We start from the raw sequence: 17,796 nt of genomic DNA, 5'->3' as shown, positions 1-17,796 counted from the left end.
TACCCAGTTGGATTTCAAGTGGTATCGTGAGAATTACGTATCTTTACGCGTAGATCGTATACGTAGTGTGAAATAGCTCACAGTATTCGTAAAATACTCTTGATTATCGCTGTGAAAAAGTTCGCCTTGGCAGCGATATCGTGTCTGAAGTCACGCGAATGTCAGCGTACCTTCATTCGAGTGCGTTGAGCGCTATGTTATGATACATGAAACGGTTCGCCTGGCTCGCTCGTCGTGTAGATGTTTGGCTTCGTACCCGGAGGCTGCTATGGCGCCGGCTGCTCGGCAACAGCACCTATGGTTTGGCCGCGCCCGCCTGCAAGGGCGCGCGCACTGCCGCCTGGCGCTGGCGCGCCTGGCCGTGGCCATGGCGGTCTCCAACTCTGCCTGAAGGCTGCCTACCCCCGAGCGGCTGCGCGCCCGCGCCGCGCTTGGCAGCACGCGCATCCTCGATCGCCAGGGCAAGCTGCTGTACGAGCTGCCCGATCCGCTGAGCGGCCGCCAGCGCCCGGTGCCGCTGAGCGCCATCCCGCTGGCGCTGCGCCAGGCCACGATCGCGATCGAAGACACCAGCTTCTACCAAAACCCCGGCCTCGACATACGCGGCATCGCGCGCGCGGCCTGGGCCGACCTGCGCAGCGGCGACCTGGTGGCCGGCGGGTCGACGATCGCAACAGCTCGCGCGCGGCTTTCTGCTCGACCCCGAGCTTGCGCGCCAGCGCACGCTGGCGCGCAAGCTGCGCGAGGCCGCGCTCGCGCTTAAGCTCACCGCCAGCTACCCCAAAGACGAGATCCTGGAGCTGTACCTCAACCATTCTGGCGGCGGGCTATGGCGTCGAGGCGGCGGCGCGAGCGTATGCCAGCATGCGCGACCTCGACCTGGCCGAGTGCGCGCTGCTCGCCGGGCTGCCGCAGGCTCTCGCGCTACGATCCGCTGCTGAACTGGCTGGCCAGGAGCGCGCCAGGCCGACATGCTGCGGCTATGCAGCGCCGCGCCAGCGCGATCGCGAAGCCGAGCCGCTGCGATTCGCAGCGGGCGACCCGACGCCGCGCGCGCCGCACTTTGTGAACTTCGTGCTCGACCGGCTCGGCTTCCGGCTCGGCGCCGACGTGGTGGCGCGCGGCGGCCTGACGATTACCACCACGCTCGACGCCGACCTGCAAGATGCCGCGCAGGCCAGCCTGCGCCACCAGATCGCGCTGCTGGCGACGCCGCGCAATGGCGGGCCGGATCACCGCGTGCGCAACGGCGCGGTGCTGGTGCTCGACCCGCGCGACGGCGCGATTCTGACCATGGTCGGCAGCCCCGATTTCGCCGATACGCGCAGCCAGGGCCAGGTGAACGCCGCGCTGGCGCTGCGCCAGCCTGGCTCGGCGATCAAGCCGCTCACCTACGCGGCAGCGTTCGAGCACGGCTGGACGCCGGCCTCGCAGGTCCTCGACATCCCCACGACCTTCCAGACGCGCGAGGGCCGGCCGTACGCGCCGCAGAACTACGACCGCACGTTCCATGGCCCGCTGCTGCTGCGCGAGGCGCTTGCCACCTCGTCGAATGTGTCGGCGGTGCGCCTGCTCGACGCGATCGGCGTGCCGGCGCTGCTCGACATGGCCGCGCGGCTGGGCATCCGCTCGCTCGGCGACGCGGCCGGCGCCGGGCGCTACGGCCTCGCGCTGACGCTCGGCGGCGGCGAGCTGACGCCGCTGGAGCTGACGGCGGCCTACGCTGCGTTCGCCAACGGCGGGGTGCGGGTGACGCCGTATGCGGTGTTAGCGATAGCGGAGGCTCAAGGCCACCCCTTGATAGACGAAAGACCAAGGATCAAGCACGAACCATCATCGCAGGGCAGAGATAGCGATGCGCCTTTGTCTTTGATCTTTCGTCCTTCGTCAAAACGCGAGCCAGCACTCTCGCCCCAGGCCGCCTACCTGATCAGCGATATCCTGTCGGATCGCTATGCGCGGATGCGCGCGTTCGGTGCCCAGAGCGTGCTCGACATCGATCGCCCCGCCGCGGCCAAGACCGGCACCACCAGCGACTGGCGCGACAACTGGACGCTGGGCTACACGCCGGATCGCGTGGTGGGGGTGTGGGTCGGCAACGCCGACGGCCGGCCAATGGAGGCGATCAGCGGCATCAGCGGCGCGGGGCCGGTGTGGCACGAGGTGATGCTGGCGGCCCACCGTGGCCTGCCGCCGCGCCAGTTCGAACGCCCGCCCGGCATTGTCGAGCGCTCGATCTGCGCCGAGGGCGGCATGCTGCCGGGGCCAAACTGCCCTGCCACGCGCAGCGAGCGCTTTGTTGCCGGCACCGAGCCGCGCCAAGCCGACACCACGCATGTGGCGCTGGCGATCGACCCGGCGCTGGGCTGCCGCGCGCCGGCTGGCTACCCCGCCGGCCGCGCCGCGACGCGCGTGTTTCGCATCCTGCCGCCCGAGGCCGAGCCCTGGCTGGTCGCGGCCGGCCTGCCGCGCGCTCCGCGTGATGTATGTGCGCCGGTCGCGAGCGCGGGCGTTGGCTCGGGCAAGGCGACGGAGAGCCAAGCAGGCGAGGAACCAGGCAACAGCGCCACGCCCGATCTCTCCGCCCCCGCGTCCCCTGGCCTGCTCTCGCCCGCGCCCGGCGCGGTGTTCGCGATCAGCCCCGGCGTGCCGCTTGAGCGCCAGCGCGTCGAGCTGAAGGCCCGCGCCGGCGGCGACGACGTGGCGCTGCTGACGATAGTGGTGGATGGCCAGCCGCTGGCCGCGTTCGACGCGCCGCCCTACCGCGCGTTCTGGCAGCTAGTGCCCGGCCGCCACCGCGCCGAGGTGATCGTCGCCGACGCGCGCGGGCGCCTGACGCGCGGCCCGGTGGTTGAGTTCGTGGTCGAGCCGTAGCGGGAAGGCAGGGCGCGCAGGCCTCAAAGGGTTTCACTTGACAAAAGGAGGTGGTCAGGACGCCAACTTTTGGTATGATCACGCGTGCCAAGACCTGATCAGCCAAAGGAGGAATCCATCCCCACCTCACCGCTGTATGATAGCACGTCCCAGCAGTTGACCGCGCAGCTGCCAAATGCGCTCGCCAGCCAGATCGAAACCCTGGCGTTGCTGGTGGTCGCGAGTAGCCAAAGTGTCTCGGCCCAAATTGGGAAACTTGCCCGAGCGATGCCGCTGGACACCACCCAAGCCGCCAAAGAACAACGCATTCGGCGCTTGCTCGATACGAGCGTATCACGCAGGAGGAACACTATCAGCCGGTCGCCAAACTGGCGCTCCACGGCTTGAAAGGGCAGCGGGTGCAACTGCTGATCGACCGCGTCCTGCTGCGCGATATCCACAACATTCTGGTGGTAAGCATCGGTTTTCGCCGACGCTCGCTCCCATTGGCCTGGCTTGCGTTGCCCCATCGCGGACAGAGTGGATTGGCTGACCAAAAGAAGCTTCTGGGCTCCGCGCTGGCGCTGTTGCCCGAACGGGTGCGCGTGAGCATCCACGGCGATAGTGAGTTCCGCAGCCAGGAGCTGTTTGCCTGGGTGCGCGAGCGCGGCCATGATGGTTTGTTGGGCATCCTGGGCACACGCTGCTCGCGCTCACCCAGATGGTGATGCGACGGCGCTTTCGAAGTGGCTGCCCAATCGCGACACGGTTGCCTATCTCAATGGCGTGTATCTGACCGAGGAACGCATTGGGCCGGTGAATATCCTGGCTTGGTGGGCCAAAGATACCGAGGGCAAACCAATCGTGCATCGGTGATGACAAACCTGCCGGCGAATTGGCAGACCTACCGGCTTGGCAGTCGGCGCATGTGGATCGAGACGGTCTTTCGTGACTGGCAGAGCAGGGGCTTTCACCTGGATGAGAGCGGCGTCACTGACCGCGAGCGGTTTGCGCGATTGTTGCTGCCACTGGTGATTGCATATGTGGCTGGTCGCAGTCGGGCGCTGGGTCGTAAAGCGTGCTACCGTCATTTGGTCGATGATGGTGCGGCGCGCAGCTGGAAGTACAGCCTGTTTCAGATTGGTGTGGCCTGGAAGGAGCGCTTGGGGAGTTACACCCAAGCGCTGCCAATGGTCTGGATTCTGTACCGGTAATCCTCCCATGGACTGATACCCTTTGAGGCGCGCAGGCCCTCCACCTTTCTGCCGCCTGCCGGCCGAGATAGAAGGGCATGCCCGATGGCAACACTTGGCGTGGCGATTGCGATTATTCAAGCTGGCCGCGTTCTATTAACCAAGCGCGACGATTTTCACGTCTGGTGCCTGCCCGGCGGCGCCGTCGACAACCACGAGTCGCTGGCGGACTCGGCGCTGCGCGAGGCGCGCGAGGAGACTGGACTGGAGCTGGAGCTGGGGCGCCTCGTAGGAATGTACTCGCAGCCGAACTGGGAGGGTGGCAGCAACCACCTGGCGGTGTTCGCGGCCGTGCCGGCCGGCGGCGCGCTGCGGCTGGCGCCGGGCGAGACGGTGGACGTGGGCTACTTCGGGCGCGGCGAGCTACCGCACCCGCTGGTGGCCTGGCACCGCCAGCCGCTCGAAGACGCGCTCGACGGCCTGGGCGGCGTGGTGCGCTCGATCGCCTACGACTGGCCGTTCGCGCCACACCTGACCCGGCGCGAGGTGTACGCGCTGCGCGACCAGTCCGGGCTGACACGCCAGCGGTTCTACCTGCAACACTTCGAGCGCGCAAACCCCGGCAGCGCCGCTGGTGAGGCCGAATAGCTTTAGAACTTGGGCAGTTGGCGCGCTCAGCCTTCGGCAGAGCGGTACTTTTCATATACTGTGCTCAGATTTTGGCGCTGTGCGCCAAAATCTGAGCACAAAAGAAAGTACAGTACCATGCTGCCGCAGGCAGAACAAGCCCATATCGCAGGTGACCACGTCAGTCGTGTACAAGTAAGAGGCCAAGAATGGAACGCCGACGCTCATTGCTTCGCTGGCGAAACATTAATGCTGTGCTGCTGGCGCTGGTGCTGCTGGCGGCCGGGCTGGCCTTCGGCCCGCTGGCGCTGGGCGGCCCGCGGCTGATCAGCTCGACGCCCGCCGACGGCGCGCGCGACGCCAACCCGCAGGCCGGTATCCAGCTCGTCTTCAGCCAGTGGGTGCGCCCGGAATCGCTGCGCCAGGCGGTGCGCTTCGACCCACCGCTCGACTTTACGCTTGACGCGCCAAGCCTGCCGCGCGCCGGCGCCACAACCGTCACGATCAAGCCGGCCGGCGGGATGCGCTACGGCGCGGCCTACCGCCTGGTCGTCGGCGCGGGCGTGAGCAACCTGTTTGGCCGCACGCTCGATCAGCCACAGCAGCTGGCGTTTGCTACGGTGCCATACCTGACGGTGGCGAAGCTCACGCCCGCGCAGGGCGCCGCCCCGGTGGCGCTGAACGCGCCCATCCTGGTGGAGTTTGCCGCGCCGGTGGTGCTGCCCGAAACGCTCGCCGCCGCCGCGCAGGACCCGCGCGTGGCCGATACGCTGCCGCAGCCGCTCGCGCTCGACCCGCCGGCGCAGGGCGTTGGCCGCTGGCTCACGCCGACGCTGTTTGGCTTCTACCCCGAGCGCCTGTATGCCGCCACGAGCTACAGCGCCAGCGTGAGCGCCGCCGTGTCGAGCGACGGCAAGTTCCGCCTCGAGCGTCCGGTGTCGTGGAGCTTCACCACCGCCGCGCCGCTGCTGGCCGGCACGCGCCCGTTCGACGGCGCCACCGACGTGCCGGCCACCGGCGAGATCGAGGTGCGGCTCGTGCCCGATGTCGACGCTGGCTCCGCCGGGCAGAGCTTCAGCCTGCGCGATATCGAGAGCGGCGCCAGCATCGGCGGCACCGTCACGCCGTCGCTCGGCGGCTTTCGCTTCAAGCCGGCTGGCCTGCTGACGCGCGGCAAGCGCTACCAGGCCACGCTGGCGCCCGGCATCACCAGCAGCAGGGGCGCCAAGCTGAACGGGCAGCCGCTCAGCTGGAGCTTCACCGTGATCGGCGACCTGGCGGTGACGCAGGCCGAGCCGCTGCCGGCAACCAGCGAGGTGCTGACCGATACCAACCGCGTCAGCGTGCGCTTCAACCACCCGGTGGTGGCCTTCACCACGCTCGACGACCAGGCCAAGCTGCCACAGCCGCTCACCTTCGAGCCGGCGCTGAGCGGCGAGGGCCGCTGGCTCGACACCAGCACGTATGTCTTTACCCCCAAGCCGGGCCTGGCGCCCTCTACCAGCTACACGGTGCGCGTGGCCGCCGGCTTGCAAGATCAAACCGGCGGCGCGCTGCGCCAGGCGTATTCCTGGAACTTCGCCACGGTCACGCCCAAGGTCTACGGCAGCGCGCCACAAGACGGCGACCAGTACGCCGCGCCCGGCGGCCCGTTTGAGGTGTACTTCAACCAGCCGCTCGACCCGGCCAGCCTGCGCGGCGCGCTCAAGCTGCTGCGCGACGGCGCCGAGGTGCCCGGCACGATCAGCGCCGGCGGCCTCAAGCCCAACGTGTTTACCTCGTATGGCAACGACGGCAGCAGCCGCAGCTTCGCGGGTGTGGTCGCGGCGTTTACCCCGAGCGCGCCGCTCCAGCGCGGCGCGAGCTACACCCTGGTGGTGGCGGCCGGCGCGCGCGCGGCCCAGGGCAACGGCACGCTCGCCAGCGAGTACCGCGTCTCGTTCAAGGTGGCCGAGCTGCCGCGCCTGGTTGGCAGCTCGCCTGCCGATGGCGATGGCGCCGCTGGCCTGAGCGGCCCGCTGACGCTGAACTTCAGCGCGCCGATGGACTGGGCCTCGGTCGAGCAGAACCTGGCGATTGAGCCGGCGCCGACCGAGCTGTACACCAGCACCGGAATCGCCGACTACTCGGCCTACTTCAGCCTGCGCCCCGATAGCAATTACCGCGTCACCCTGCGCGGCGCGGCGCGCGACGCGTGGGGCGTGCCGCTCGGCGCCGACCAGACGATCGCCTTCCACACCGCCCCGCCCACCCCGGCCCTCGCGCTGGTGGGCGCCAGCTCGCGGATCGGCGCGTATAACGCCTACGTCAGCGCGCGCGTGCCGATCCAGCACGTCGGCACCCCGCTGGTCGGCTACACGCTCTACCGGCTCGACCCGGCGCGCGTGGCGACGCTGCTGACCGACTACGACCAGTGGAATAGCTTCAAGCCCGACCCGGCGGCGCTGCTGCGCCAGGCCGACATCGCGCTGGCCGGCGACCGCAACACCACGCGGATCGACCTGCTCGACCTCGGGAAGCTCGACGCCGGGCTGTACTACCTGCAGGTGCAAGCCCCCGGCGAGGCCGCCGATCGCCAGATTATGGCCGTGAGCCCCTACGCGCTGACGATCAAGCGCAGCGCTACGCAGGCGTTCGTCTGGGCCGTCGATATGGCCAGCGGCAAGCCCGCGGCGAACCTGCCGCTGGTTGGCGCCAGCTACGACTTTAACACGCGCGGCATGCAGCCGATCGAGCTGGGCGCCACCGATGCCGAGGGCATTGTGCAGCGCGACCGCAGCTTCCCCGATGCCTCAAGCCCGTTCTTTGTGTGGTCGCAGGCCGGCGGACAGTTTGCCTTCGGCACCACGTTCTGGGGCGATGGCGTCAACCCCTGGGATTTCGGCTTGCCGGCCGACTACGGCAACAGCCCGGTGGTCGGCGCGGTGTACACCGACCGGCCGATCTACCGGCCCGAGCAGAATGTCTACATTCGCGGCGCCGTGCGGCTCGACCGGCACACGCTGCGCTACGACGCGCTCGACGCCGGCCAGCAGGCCATGCTGACGATCGGCGACCCCGAGGGCAATACGATCTACTCGAGCACGCTGGCGCTGAGCGAGTTCGGCACCTTCAACACGAGCCTGCCGATCGAGCGCAGCGCCAAGCTCGGCAGCTACGGCATCAGCGTGCTGGTGTACAATGGCCCGCCCTCCGATCCCGCCAGCGCGCTCGGCTCGTTCTACGGCTCGTTCAGCGTCGCCGAGTACCGTAAGCCGGCGTTTGAGGTGACGGTGACTCCGGCCCAGCCCGACCTGGTGCAGGGCGACACGCTGACCGTGCGCGTGGCCGCGAAATACTTCGCCAGCGGCGCGGTGGCCAACGCGCCGCTGCGCTGGCGCCTGCTCGCCAACCCGTACTTCTTCCGCCCCGACGACCAGGCCAGCTACAGCTTTGAAGATATCGACGACGCCTACGCCTGGTATCGTGGCGACCAGCCGCCCCAGCCCGGCGGCGAGCTGATCGCCGATGGCCAGGCCAGCACCAATGCCCAGGGCGAGTTCGAGCTCAAGCTGCCGGCTACGCTTGGCAAGCAGACGCATAGCCGCGCGCTTACGCTCGACGTGGAGATCACCGATGTGGACGGCCAGGTGATCGCCGCGCAGGGCACGGTGAATGTGCACGCCGGCAGCTTCTACGTTGGCCTGCGGCCCGAGGGCTACGTGACGCAGGCCGGCCAGCCGCTGAATGTCTCGGCGATCACGCTCGACCTTGCCGGCCAGCCCGCCGCCAACCGCGCGCTGACGCTGAAGCTGAACCGCCGCGAGTGGAACAGCGTGCGCCAGCAGGGCGCCGACGGCCAGATGTACTGGACATCGACCTTCAGCGACACGCTTGCCGAAACCAAAACCGCCACCACCGACGCGCAGGGCCGCGCCAGCATCAGCTTCACGCCCAAAGCCGGCGGCGAGTACCGCGTGGTGGCCGAGGCGCGCGACGACGCCGGCCACGCGATTGCGTCGAGCGCCTACAGCTGGGTGTATGGCGGCGACGTGTTCTGGGGCATCAACGACACCGCGCGCGTCGATCTGATCGCCGATAAGCGCAGCTACCGGCCCGGCGATACCGCCGGCGTGCTGGTGACGGCGCCGTACAAGGGGATGCAGGCGCTGATGACGATCGAGCGCGGCGCGGTAATAGAGCATAAACTGTTTACACTCAGCGGCGCCACCGAGCTGTTGCAAGTTCCGCTGAAGGCTGAGTACGCGCCAAACGTGTATGTCTCGGTGGTGCTGATCAAGCCGGCCGGCGGCGATGTGCCCGTTCCCGACATTCGCGTCGGCCTGGTGAACCTGCCGATCTCGACCGAGCAGCAGGAGCTGAAGATCGATATTACGCCCGACAAAGCCAGCGCCGGCCCGCGCGACCAGGTGAGCTACACGATCAAGGCCACCGACTACAGCGGCCAGGGCGTGCGCGCCGAAATCGGCCTGGCGCTGGTCGATAAGGCCGTGCTCGCGCTGGCCGACGATCCGAACCCGAGCTTCACGCAGGCGTTCTACACGCGGCGCGGCCTTGGCGTGTTTACCGCGCCCTCGCTCACCGCCCTGGTCGATCGTGTTACGCTGAAGATCCAGCCGGGCGACAAGGGCGGCGGCGGTGGCGCGGGCGGCGAGGTGCTGCTGCGGCGCAATTTCCCCGATACCGCCTACTGGAACCCGACCGTGGTGACAGCCGCCGACGGCACGGCCAAAGTGACGCTCGCGCTGCCCGATAGCCTCACCACCTGGCGCATGAGCGCGCGCGGCATCAGCGCCGATACGCGCGTGGGCCAGGCTACCACCGATATTGTCGCCACCCGGCCGCTGCTGATCCGCCCGACCCTGCCGCGCTTCCTGACGGTCGGCGACAAGCTGACGCTCCAGGCGGTGGTGCAGAACACTACCGCCAGCCCGATCGACGCGACCGTGACGCTCGACCAGGCGCAGGACAACGGCCGCGTGGCGCTGCGCCTGAGCGGCGAGGCCCAGCAGCGCGTGCAGGTGCCGGCGAATGGCACCGCGCTGCTGCGCTGGCCGGCCGAGGTGCCGCTGCCCGGCCAGGCCGTGCTGCGCTTCAGCGTGGCCGGCGCCGGCCTGCAAGACGCGATCGAGCAGGCGCTGCCGATCGCGCGCTACACCACGCCCGAGGTGGTGGCCAGCGCCGGCCAGGTGCTCGATACCACCGTCGAGACAATCGCCGTGCCCGCCGACGCGCCCAAAGCGCCCGATGGCACGACGCAGGGCCAGGTCGAGCTTGAGCTGTCGCCGTCGCTGGCGGCCGGCGTCGAGCGCTCGCTCGACTACCTCCAGCACTACCCCTACGACTGCTCCGAGCAGACCGTCAGCCGCTTCCTGCCGAATGCCGTGACCTACCGGCTGCTCGGCACGCTCGGCGAGAGCAAGCTGCAGAGCGGGCTCAAGGCCAACCTTGAGGCGAACCTGAGCGCGGCGCTTCAGCGCCTGTACGCGCTTCAGCACCTCGACGGCGGCTGGGGCTGGTGGGCCGACGACGAAAGCCGGCCGTACCTCAGCGCCTACGCCGTGCAGGGCATGATCGAAGCTCGAAAGGCCGGCTATGCCGTCGACCAGGCGCGTCTCGACCAGGCCATCGCCTTTCTCAAAGCCGCGCTCGAAAACCCCAAGCTCGCCCTCGACAGCCAGTCGGCCACGCTGAATGCCCGCAGCTACATGCTGTTTGTGCTGAGCGAGGCTGGCCAGCCCGACCGCGGCCGCGCCGTCGCGCTCTACGACACGCGCGAGCAGCTGGCGATCTACGGCCGCGCCTACCTGCTGATGACGCTCAAGGCGCTCGGCGGCAACGACGATCGCGTGCACACCCTCGTCGGCGAGCTGATGAGCACCGCGATTATGCACGCGGCCGACGCCCACTGGGAAGAGGCGACCAGCGATTACTGGAACCTCGGCAGCGACACGCGCACCACCGCGCTGGCGCTCCAGGCGCTGGTGCGCGCCGACCCGAACAACTTCCTGGTGCCGAACGCCGTGCGCTTCCTGATGGCCCAGCGCGACGCCGGCCACTGGCGCACCACCCACGAGTCGGCTGTATCGCTCATGGCGCTGGCCGAGTATATCGCGCAGAGCGGCGAGCTGGCCGGCGACTACAGCTACCGCGCCGCGCTCGACGGCACCACGTTGAAAGAGGGCGCCGTCAACCGTGACAACCTTGCCGACCCAATCGGCGTGGTGGTGGCCCTGGCCGACCTCAAGGCCGGCGGGCAGTCGCAGCTGAGCATCCAGCGCCAGGCCGCGAGCGGCCAGACTGGCCAGGGCCGGCTGTACTACACGCTGCGCATGCGCTACTATCAGGACGCCAGCCAGGTGCAGGCGCTCGACCGGGGCGTAGGCCTGAGCCGCGAGTATGTCGCGGTGAACACCGATACGCTCTCGGTCACTGGGCATCTGGTGAGCGGGGCCAAGCTCGGCGATGTCGTGCAGGTGCGGCTGAAGCTGAGCGTGCCCGAGGACATGCAGTATTTTGCGATCGAAGACATGCTGCCGGCCGGGCTTGAGGCGATCGACACCAGCTTGAAAACCTCGAGTGCGGCCGCGCAGGGCGCCGGGCTGCGCCCCGCCGACGACGCCACGCCCTACTGGTGGTACTTCGGCCAGAGCAGCATCCGCGACGACCGGGTGGCGCTGTTCGCCACCTACCTGCCGCGCGGCACCTACGAGTACACCTACCTCGCGCGCGCCAGCACGCCCGGCGAGTTCCAAACGCTGCCGGCAACCGCCTACCAGATGTACGCGCCCGAGGTGTTTGGCCGCAGCGCTGGCGCGACGTTCACGGTCGCGGCGCAGTAGATCGCGGGCGGCGCGCGGCACGATACTCGTGATCTGGCGTTGTGGTGCGGCGGCACTACAACGCCAGATGCTATGTAAACACCAGGATAGGAGAACCATGCAGCCCAATTATCTTGTGCGGCGGCTAGGCGCTATGCTTGCGTGCGGGGCTTTTCTGGCCGGCTGTGGTGCCTCGCCCCAGGCTCCCGTGCCTACGGCACTTCCTGCCACCTCGGCGCCGGTTGCCACCTCGGCGCCCGTAGTGACGGCCGCGCCGGTTGCCACCTCGGCGCCTGTGGTCACGGCCGCGCCGGTTGCCACCTCGGCTGCTTCGGCGCCCGCGTTTGGCCGTGCGCTGCGTCTAGCGAGCCCGCGTATGGAAGGCGACGACGTGCGCGCCGTGCAGGAGCGCCTGCTTGGCCTGGGATACCCGCAGGTTGGCAAGGCCGACGGCGTGTTTGGCCCGAACACAGCAGCGGCGGTGCGGGCATTCCAGGCCGAGAGTGCTCTCGATGTCGATGGCATCGTCGGCTTGCAGACATGGGCGCGCCTGTTTGCCGCTGACGCGGCCGCCTCGGCCATTCACCCGATCGTCGACGCCGACAGCGGCTGGCTTCTGGGCGGCGTGCGGGCTGGCCAGTGGCTCAACGCCCAGGATACCGCGGCGGGCATGCACGGCGGCGAACGCTACTACCTGTTCTCGAATGCCGGCTCTTCCGGCAGCGCCACCGGGGGCCTGCCACAAAGCGCATCCGGCCCATGCTCTGACCTACTGCTCGATGTAGCGCTTGCCCCAGCGCCCACAATCACCGGGACGATTGGCCTGGCGGCCGGCTGGAATGCGCTGCCGCGCGCCATCGCCGAGGAGGCTGTCGACACGCCGGCCGCGCGCAAGGCCGTGGCCGAGGTGCTGCGTGCTCAAGGCATCGCCGCGCCGGACGTGCGCCTGACGCGCGTGCTGCGCGCCGACCTTGAGGGCGATGGCGTTGAAGAAACCATTATCGCGGCCACGCGCTACGCCGACACTGCGCTGGGTACACTTGCCGGCGGCGTTGCAGCGGGCGATTACTCGCTGGTGGTCGTCAGCCGTACGGCGAATGGCCGAACCGAGACTGTGCCGGTCGTTGCAGAATACTATCCGAAGGCCCAAGAGATCAGCCCTTTTGAGAACAATCTGTATGCGGCGCTCGACCTGAGTGGCGACGGCCAGCTCGATCTGGTGATCGAGAGCGTGGCATATGAAGCGCGCAACGTGTCGATCTACAGCCTTGTCGGCGGCAAGCCGCAGCGTGTCGCCGAAGCATTTTGTGGTATCTGATACCGACTCCGTTTGATTACTTGTGTTTTCTTGTGCGGCGCCCGGCAGCCGGGCGCCGCACAAGAAAAAGAATTTCGAGGGCGGCGAAGCCGCCCCGAACCCCCACCACCATCCAACTGTCACTATTTTGAAACCAAAGCAATTGCATAGGGCCATGGCCTGGGCTTGGAACGGCGGTATAATCCTACAGTGGTACCCCACCGCGAGCATCGATACTCATCACCACGAGAGGTGAAACGCCATGGCACGTCCGCGGACACTAGGCATACTGGCCCGTCACCCGTATGGCTTTTTCTTCAACACCTTGCTGTTTGGCGCCCAGTCGGTGGCGCGCCGCGAGCATGCCAACCTGCTGGTGCTGCAGGCAACCCCGAAGAGGCTGCCGCATCGGGCATCGCGCGCCATCAGGTCGATGCCTGGATCGTCACCTCGCACGCCGGCGATGCCACGCATCTGCTGCCCCAGGGCAAGCCGGTCGTCAGCGTGGGGGTGAAGCTCGCCGGCCTGCCGTGCTCGGCGGTGGTTCCCGACAATCGCGGTGGCACAGCGGCGGCGATGCGGCACCTGTTCGAGCACGGCCACGAGCGGATCGGCTTTGTGGGCTGGATGGCGCTCGGCGATATTCAAGAGCGCTACGAGGGCTACCAGGCCGCGCTGGCCGAGCGCGGCATCGCCTTCGACGCCGCCAGGGTGGTGTTCGCGCACGAGCCCTCGGCCGATGCCGGGCGGCGCGCGGTGCGCCAGCTGATCGACGCGGGCATGCCCTGCAGCGCCATCGTTGTCGGCAGCGATATGAACGCGCTCGGCGTGATCGAGGGCCTGCGCGAGGCCGGCTACCGCATCCCTGGCGATGTCGCGGTGGTGGGCTTCGACGATATCCCGCTGGCGCAGTCGACCAACCCGCCGCTCACCACGGTGCGCCAGAGCTTCGATCTGCTCGGCGCGCGCGCCGCCGAGCTGCTGCTGGCCGATCTCGAGCGCGGCGCGCCATATGAGCCGCGCGTCGTGGCGACGCCGGTGACGCTGGTGGCGCGCCAGTCGTGCGGCTGCGCTGCGATGCCGAGCCTGGGCCTGCCTGCCCTCGCCGACGAGCAGTTTCGCGAGCCGGGCTGGCAGCCGCGGCTGGCCCGCGCAATCGCCGCGACGCTGGCCCACCCGGTTGCGATCGACCCTGGCCTGGATGCGGCGCAGGCCTGGCCCGAGATCGCCATGCTGGTGGGCGCGCTCGAGCAGGCGCTCGCCGGGAGGGCCGAGCTGGAGCCTGCCGACATCCAGGCGCTCTGGCGCTCCGACATCGCGCTGCGCGCCAATATCGAAGCCCAGCAGGCGGTGGTGCATCTGGTCGAGCGCGCTGCCGCGGCGCGCTCGGGCCTTCCCGGCGGCGCGCTCGCTACCCCGGCGCACGCCCTGGTCGATCAGCTGCACCTCGAGCTGATGCGCAGCTACCGTGCCTACCAGGAAGATCGCATTCGCTACCTCGAACGGATCGTGCAGAGCACCCACCGCATCAGCTTGCTGCTGCTCGATGAAAGCAACCCCGAGGCCCAGCAGCTGCGCTGGCTGGCGCCAACCGCGATCGACTGGGGCTGCGTGGGGCTGTGGAATGGTACGCCGCAGCATCCCGGCGCCACGCTTACCATCGACCAGAGCTACAGCCGCGAGCCGGCTGGCCGGGCGCCGCTGGGCCAGCGCTATGCCAGCGGCGACTTCCCACCGCTCAGGCAGCTCCAGCAGCAGTCGCCCGGCGACAACACGTCCACCAGCCTGGTGCTGCCGCTGCGTACCGCCAACCGCGACTGGGGCTTTCTGGTGCTGGCGGGCACGCTGGTGCCGCTCGAGCTGCGCCTGTCGGAGAACGCCACCGACAGCCTGGTGATGTGGGCCACGCACCTCAGCACCATGCTCGAGCGCCGCGAGCTGTTGGCCTCGCTGCGCCAATCGTACGAGAACGAGCGCGTGCTGGTGAGCACCGTGCGCGAGCTGGGCGCGCCGGCCATTCCACTGCTCGACGGCGTGCTGCTCATCCCGCTGGTCGGCGCGATCGACACGGCGCGCGCCCAGCAGGTGATCAGCGTGGTGCTCGAAGGCGTCAGCCAGCATCACGCCGACACCGTGCTGCTCGACCTCACCGCCGTGCCGATCGTCGATACGCAGGTGGCCAACACGCTGATCCAGGCCGCACAGGCGGCGACGCTGCTGGGCTCGCGCGTGGTGCTGGTGGGCATCCGCCCCGAGATCGCGCAGAGCATCGTGAGCCTGGGGATCGACCTGCGCCAGATCTTCACGCGCCCCACGCTCGCGGTCGCGCTGAAGTCGCTGATCGAGCTGCGTGCCGCCGACGCGAGGCGCTAGCGCTCGGATAAAGAAATTTCGGGGGCGGCAATGCCGCCCCCGAACCCCCACCATACAGCAAGATGATCACGCGGAGATTGGTGTATCACTCGCTCTGCTATAGAAGCTGGTCGGCGTGAAACGGCAGCATAGCCAGGACGCGCGGCCTCAGCGCCTCGTGCAGCAGCGCCAGCAGCTCGTTGGGGCTGGGCTGCGGGAATGGCTGGGGTGGCAGCGGCTGGCGCCCGCCGCGCAGCAGCATCAGCGGCGCGGCCGCGTCGGCGGGCAGGCCGGCCAGCTCCCTGGCGCGCGCCACGGCCTCGGGCAGCCCGCCAAGCTGGTCGGCCAGCCCGCGCTCGATCGCTTCGTCGCCCAGCCACACCCGTCCGCCGGCGATCGGCTCGAGCTGCGCCAGGCCGATGCCGCGCCCTTCGCTCACGCGCTGCTTGAAGTCGGCGTAGTAGTGCAGCACAACCGCGCGCTGGGCCTGGCGCTCGTCGTCGGTGGGCGGCAGCCCGGCCGAGAGCAGCCCGCTGCGCGCGCCCCGGCTGAGCACCACCGTGTTGATCGCCGCGCGCTCAAGCAGCCCGGCCACGATCGGGCGCAGCGAGAACACGCCAATGCTGCCGGTGAGCGTGCCCGGCTGGGCCACAATCGCGCTGGCCGGCGCGGCCACGTAGTACCCGCCTGACGCGGCCACATCGCCCATGGCCACCACCACCGGCTTGCGCCGCCGTAGCCGCAGCACCTCGCGCCAGATCAGATCCGACGCCAGCACATCGCCGCCGGGCGAGTTGACATACAGCACTACTGCGGCGGCGCGCGCGGCGCGCTCGGCCTGGCGCAGCGCCTGGATCACGCTCGCGGCGCCGGCCTGCGCCCCGCCGATCAGCGGGATGGGGATGGGCAGGTTGCGGCTACGGCCCGGCGCGATCGCGCCCTCGATCGGCACCACCGCCACCAGCTTGCGCTGGCGCCGTGCCATCGGCAGCTGCAGCGCGCGCGCAGCGTAGCCCCAGCCGGTAATCGCCGGGCGCCGCCGAGCCTTCGCATCGGTGTTCTCGGCGCGCTCGGGGGCCAGAAATGCTTCCAGCTCGTCCTCGTACAGCACCGCGTCGATCAGGCCGCGCTCGCGGGCGGCCGGCGCGCTGAGCGGCGCGGCGTCGATCGCCTGGCGCACGGCATCTTCGCTCAGGCCGCGGTCGGCGGCGACGGCGCGCACAAACCCGTCGAAGCGCGCGTCGACGATGCGCGCGAGCTGGGCGCGATTCTCGTCGGAGATATCCGAGCGCACAAATGGCTCGCCGGCCGATTTGTAAGGCGAAACTGCCTCGTACTCGGCCGTCACGCCGATTTTCGCCAGCGCGTCTTTCAAAAACTGCACCTCGGCGCGCACGCCCAGGATGTTGAGCATCACCGCCGGCGGCACCACAAGCGTGTCGGCGGCAGTGGCGGCGTGGTAGCCGGCCATGTCGGCGCTCACCAGGTAGGCCACCACGCGCTTGCCGGCCAGGCGCAGGCGCGCGATCTCGTCGCGCAGGCTTTGCAGCGTGGCCCAGCCGGCCGCCAGCCCGTCGATCTTCAGCACCACGCCGCGGGCGTGCGGGTCGGCGGCGATGCGCTGGAACTTGCGGCGCAGCCCGTGCAGGCTGGCTGGCTCGCGCATGCCCAGGAAGCGCCGCTGCCACCAGCTCGGCGCGCTGGCGAATTCGGGCAGGCCGCCGCCGAGCTCGAAGCGCACCCACTCGACGCGCCGCCGCAGCAGAAGGCGCCACCCGTTGCGCGCCGCGCGGCTCAGGTTGATCAGCCAGATAGCAATGATGCTCAACATATCTGCGCGCCGATGCTAGCCCTTCGCGAAATCGACAAAACGGTAGCCCACGCCGCGCTCGGTGAGGATGTACTTCGGGTTGGCCGGGTCCTCCTCGATCTTCTGGCGCAGGTAGGTGATATACAGCCGCAGGTAGTGCGTCTCGTCGTGGTACTCGGGGCCCCACACGCGCGACAGCAACATCTCGTGGGTCATCACATAGCCGGCGTTCTGCACCAGGTGGTACAGGAGCCGGTACTCGGTCGGGCGCAGGTTGACGCGCTCGCCGTTCACCAGCACTTCGCGCCGCGCGAAATCAATCGTCAGCCGGTCGTCGACGTTCACGGTCGTCTGGGGCGTGGGCGGCGGGGCATAGTGGCGGCGCAGCACCGCGCGGATGCGGCTGACCAGCTCGCGGTGGCTGAACGGCTTGCCGATGTAGTCGTCGGCGCCCAGCTCGAGCCCCTTGATCCGGTCGTCCTCGCCGTCCTTCGCGGTGAGGATCAGCACCGGCACCTGCGAGAAAAGCCGCAGGCGCCGCAGCGTCTCGAAGCCGTCCATGCCCGGCATCATAATGTCGAGCAGCACCACGTCGGGCATCTCCTCGCGCGCCTTGTCGAGCGCGTCGCGGCCATTTGGCGCGCTGATCACGCGCGCGCCCTCGAGCTCGAGGTTCATGCGCATGAAGTTGATCATGCGGCTTTCGTCGTCGACGACCAGGATGAGCTTATCTTTGAGTTCGGACATGGCTTGTTCTCATTCCAACGGTGTTTCCGCGCGGAGCGCGAAAAGACCGCACACAGTCCATATAGCTGCAGCTGCCGAAGGCCGGGCACGCCAGCT

At 68.8% G+C, this 17,796-nt stretch carries 9 protein-coding genes and 1 pseudogene; 7 read left to right on the top strand and 3 right to left on the bottom strand.

What is annotated here, in order from left to right; all coding sequences use genetic code 11:
• Positions 1-511: 511 nt before the first annotated feature.
• Together U0177_RS07695 and U0177_RS07690 are read left to right on the top strand one after the other, a co-directional pair.
• Positions 512-941, top strand: a pseudogene (locus U0177_RS07695) (biosynthetic peptidoglycan transglycosylase).
• On the top strand, positions 865-2,874 hold the full coding sequence (locus U0177_RS07690; RefSeq protein ID WP_409570022.1) for a penicillin-binding transpeptidase domain-containing protein: 2,010 nt from the start codon (positions 865-867) through the stop codon (positions 2,872-2,874). Before U0177_RS07695 ends, U0177_RS07690 begins: the two are co-directional and overlap by 77 nt.
• Positions 2,875-2,972: 98 nt before the next feature.
• Here the strand turns inward: U0177_RS07690 and U0177_RS07685 are convergent, their stop codons facing one another.
• Positions 2,973-3,527 (bottom strand): hypothetical protein, encoded by a 555-nt coding sequence (locus U0177_RS07685; RefSeq protein ID WP_409570021.1) that lies wholly within the window; start codon positions 3,525-3,527, stop codon positions 2,973-2,975.
• A 201-nt stretch (positions 3,528-3,728) separates the two neighbouring features.
• Between U0177_RS07685 and U0177_RS07680 the strand changes: the two genes are divergently transcribed.
• The 5 genes from U0177_RS07680 to U0177_RS07660 all read left to right on the top strand — a co-directional run bounded on the left by U0177_RS07680 (position 3,729) and on the right by U0177_RS07660 (position 15,164).
• Positions 3,729-4,067 (top strand): hypothetical protein, encoded by a 339-nt coding sequence (locus tag U0177_RS07680; RefSeq protein WP_409570020.1) that lies wholly within the window; start codon positions 3,729-3,731, stop codon positions 4,065-4,067.
• 84 nt (positions 4,068-4,151) lie between these two features.
• Entirely contained in the window at positions 4,152-4,694 is a 543-nt protein-coding gene (locus U0177_RS07675; RefSeq protein ID WP_409570019.1) for an NUDIX domain-containing protein, read from the top strand.
• A 188-nt stretch (positions 4,695-4,882) separates the two neighbouring features.
• A complete protein-coding gene (locus U0177_RS07670) occupies positions 4,883-11,515 on the top strand; it encodes an Ig-like domain-containing protein (protein WP_409570018.1) in 6,633 nt (2,210 codons plus the stop codon).
• A gap of 355 nt (positions 11,516-11,870) precedes the next feature.
• On the top strand, positions 11,871-12,812 hold the full coding sequence (locus U0177_RS07665; protein WP_409570017.1) for a peptidoglycan-binding domain-containing protein: 942 nt from the start codon (positions 11,871-11,873) through the stop codon (positions 12,810-12,812).
• 189 nt (positions 12,813-13,001) lie between these two features.
• Complete coding sequence (locus U0177_RS07660; RefSeq protein WP_409570016.1) at positions 13,002-15,164, top strand: substrate-binding domain-containing protein; 2,163 nt, start codon at positions 13,002-13,004, stop codon at positions 15,162-15,164.
• Positions 15,165-15,261: 97 nt separating this feature from the next.
• Here U0177_RS07660 and U0177_RS07655 read toward each other — a convergent pair whose 3' ends face one another.
• Both U0177_RS07655 and U0177_RS07650 read right to left on the bottom strand, forming a co-directional pair.
• Positions 15,262-16,974: a S49 family peptidase gene (locus U0177_RS07655; protein WP_409570015.1), complete on the bottom strand. Its 1,713-nt coding sequence runs from the start codon at positions 16,972-16,974 to the stop codon at positions 15,262-15,264.
• A gap of 15 nt (positions 16,975-16,989) precedes the next feature.
• Entirely contained in the window at positions 16,990-17,700 is a 711-nt protein-coding gene (locus U0177_RS07650) for a response regulator transcription factor (RefSeq protein ID WP_409570014.1), read from the bottom strand.
• Between the last annotated feature and the right edge of the window lie 96 nt (positions 17,701-17,796).

Source organism: Kouleothrix sp., from assembly GCF_046328425.1.
Classification (GTDB): Bacteria; Chloroflexota; Chloroflexia; order Chloroflexales; family Roseiflexaceae; genus Kouleothrix.
This window is presented reverse-complemented; position numbering and strand designations above follow the sequence as displayed.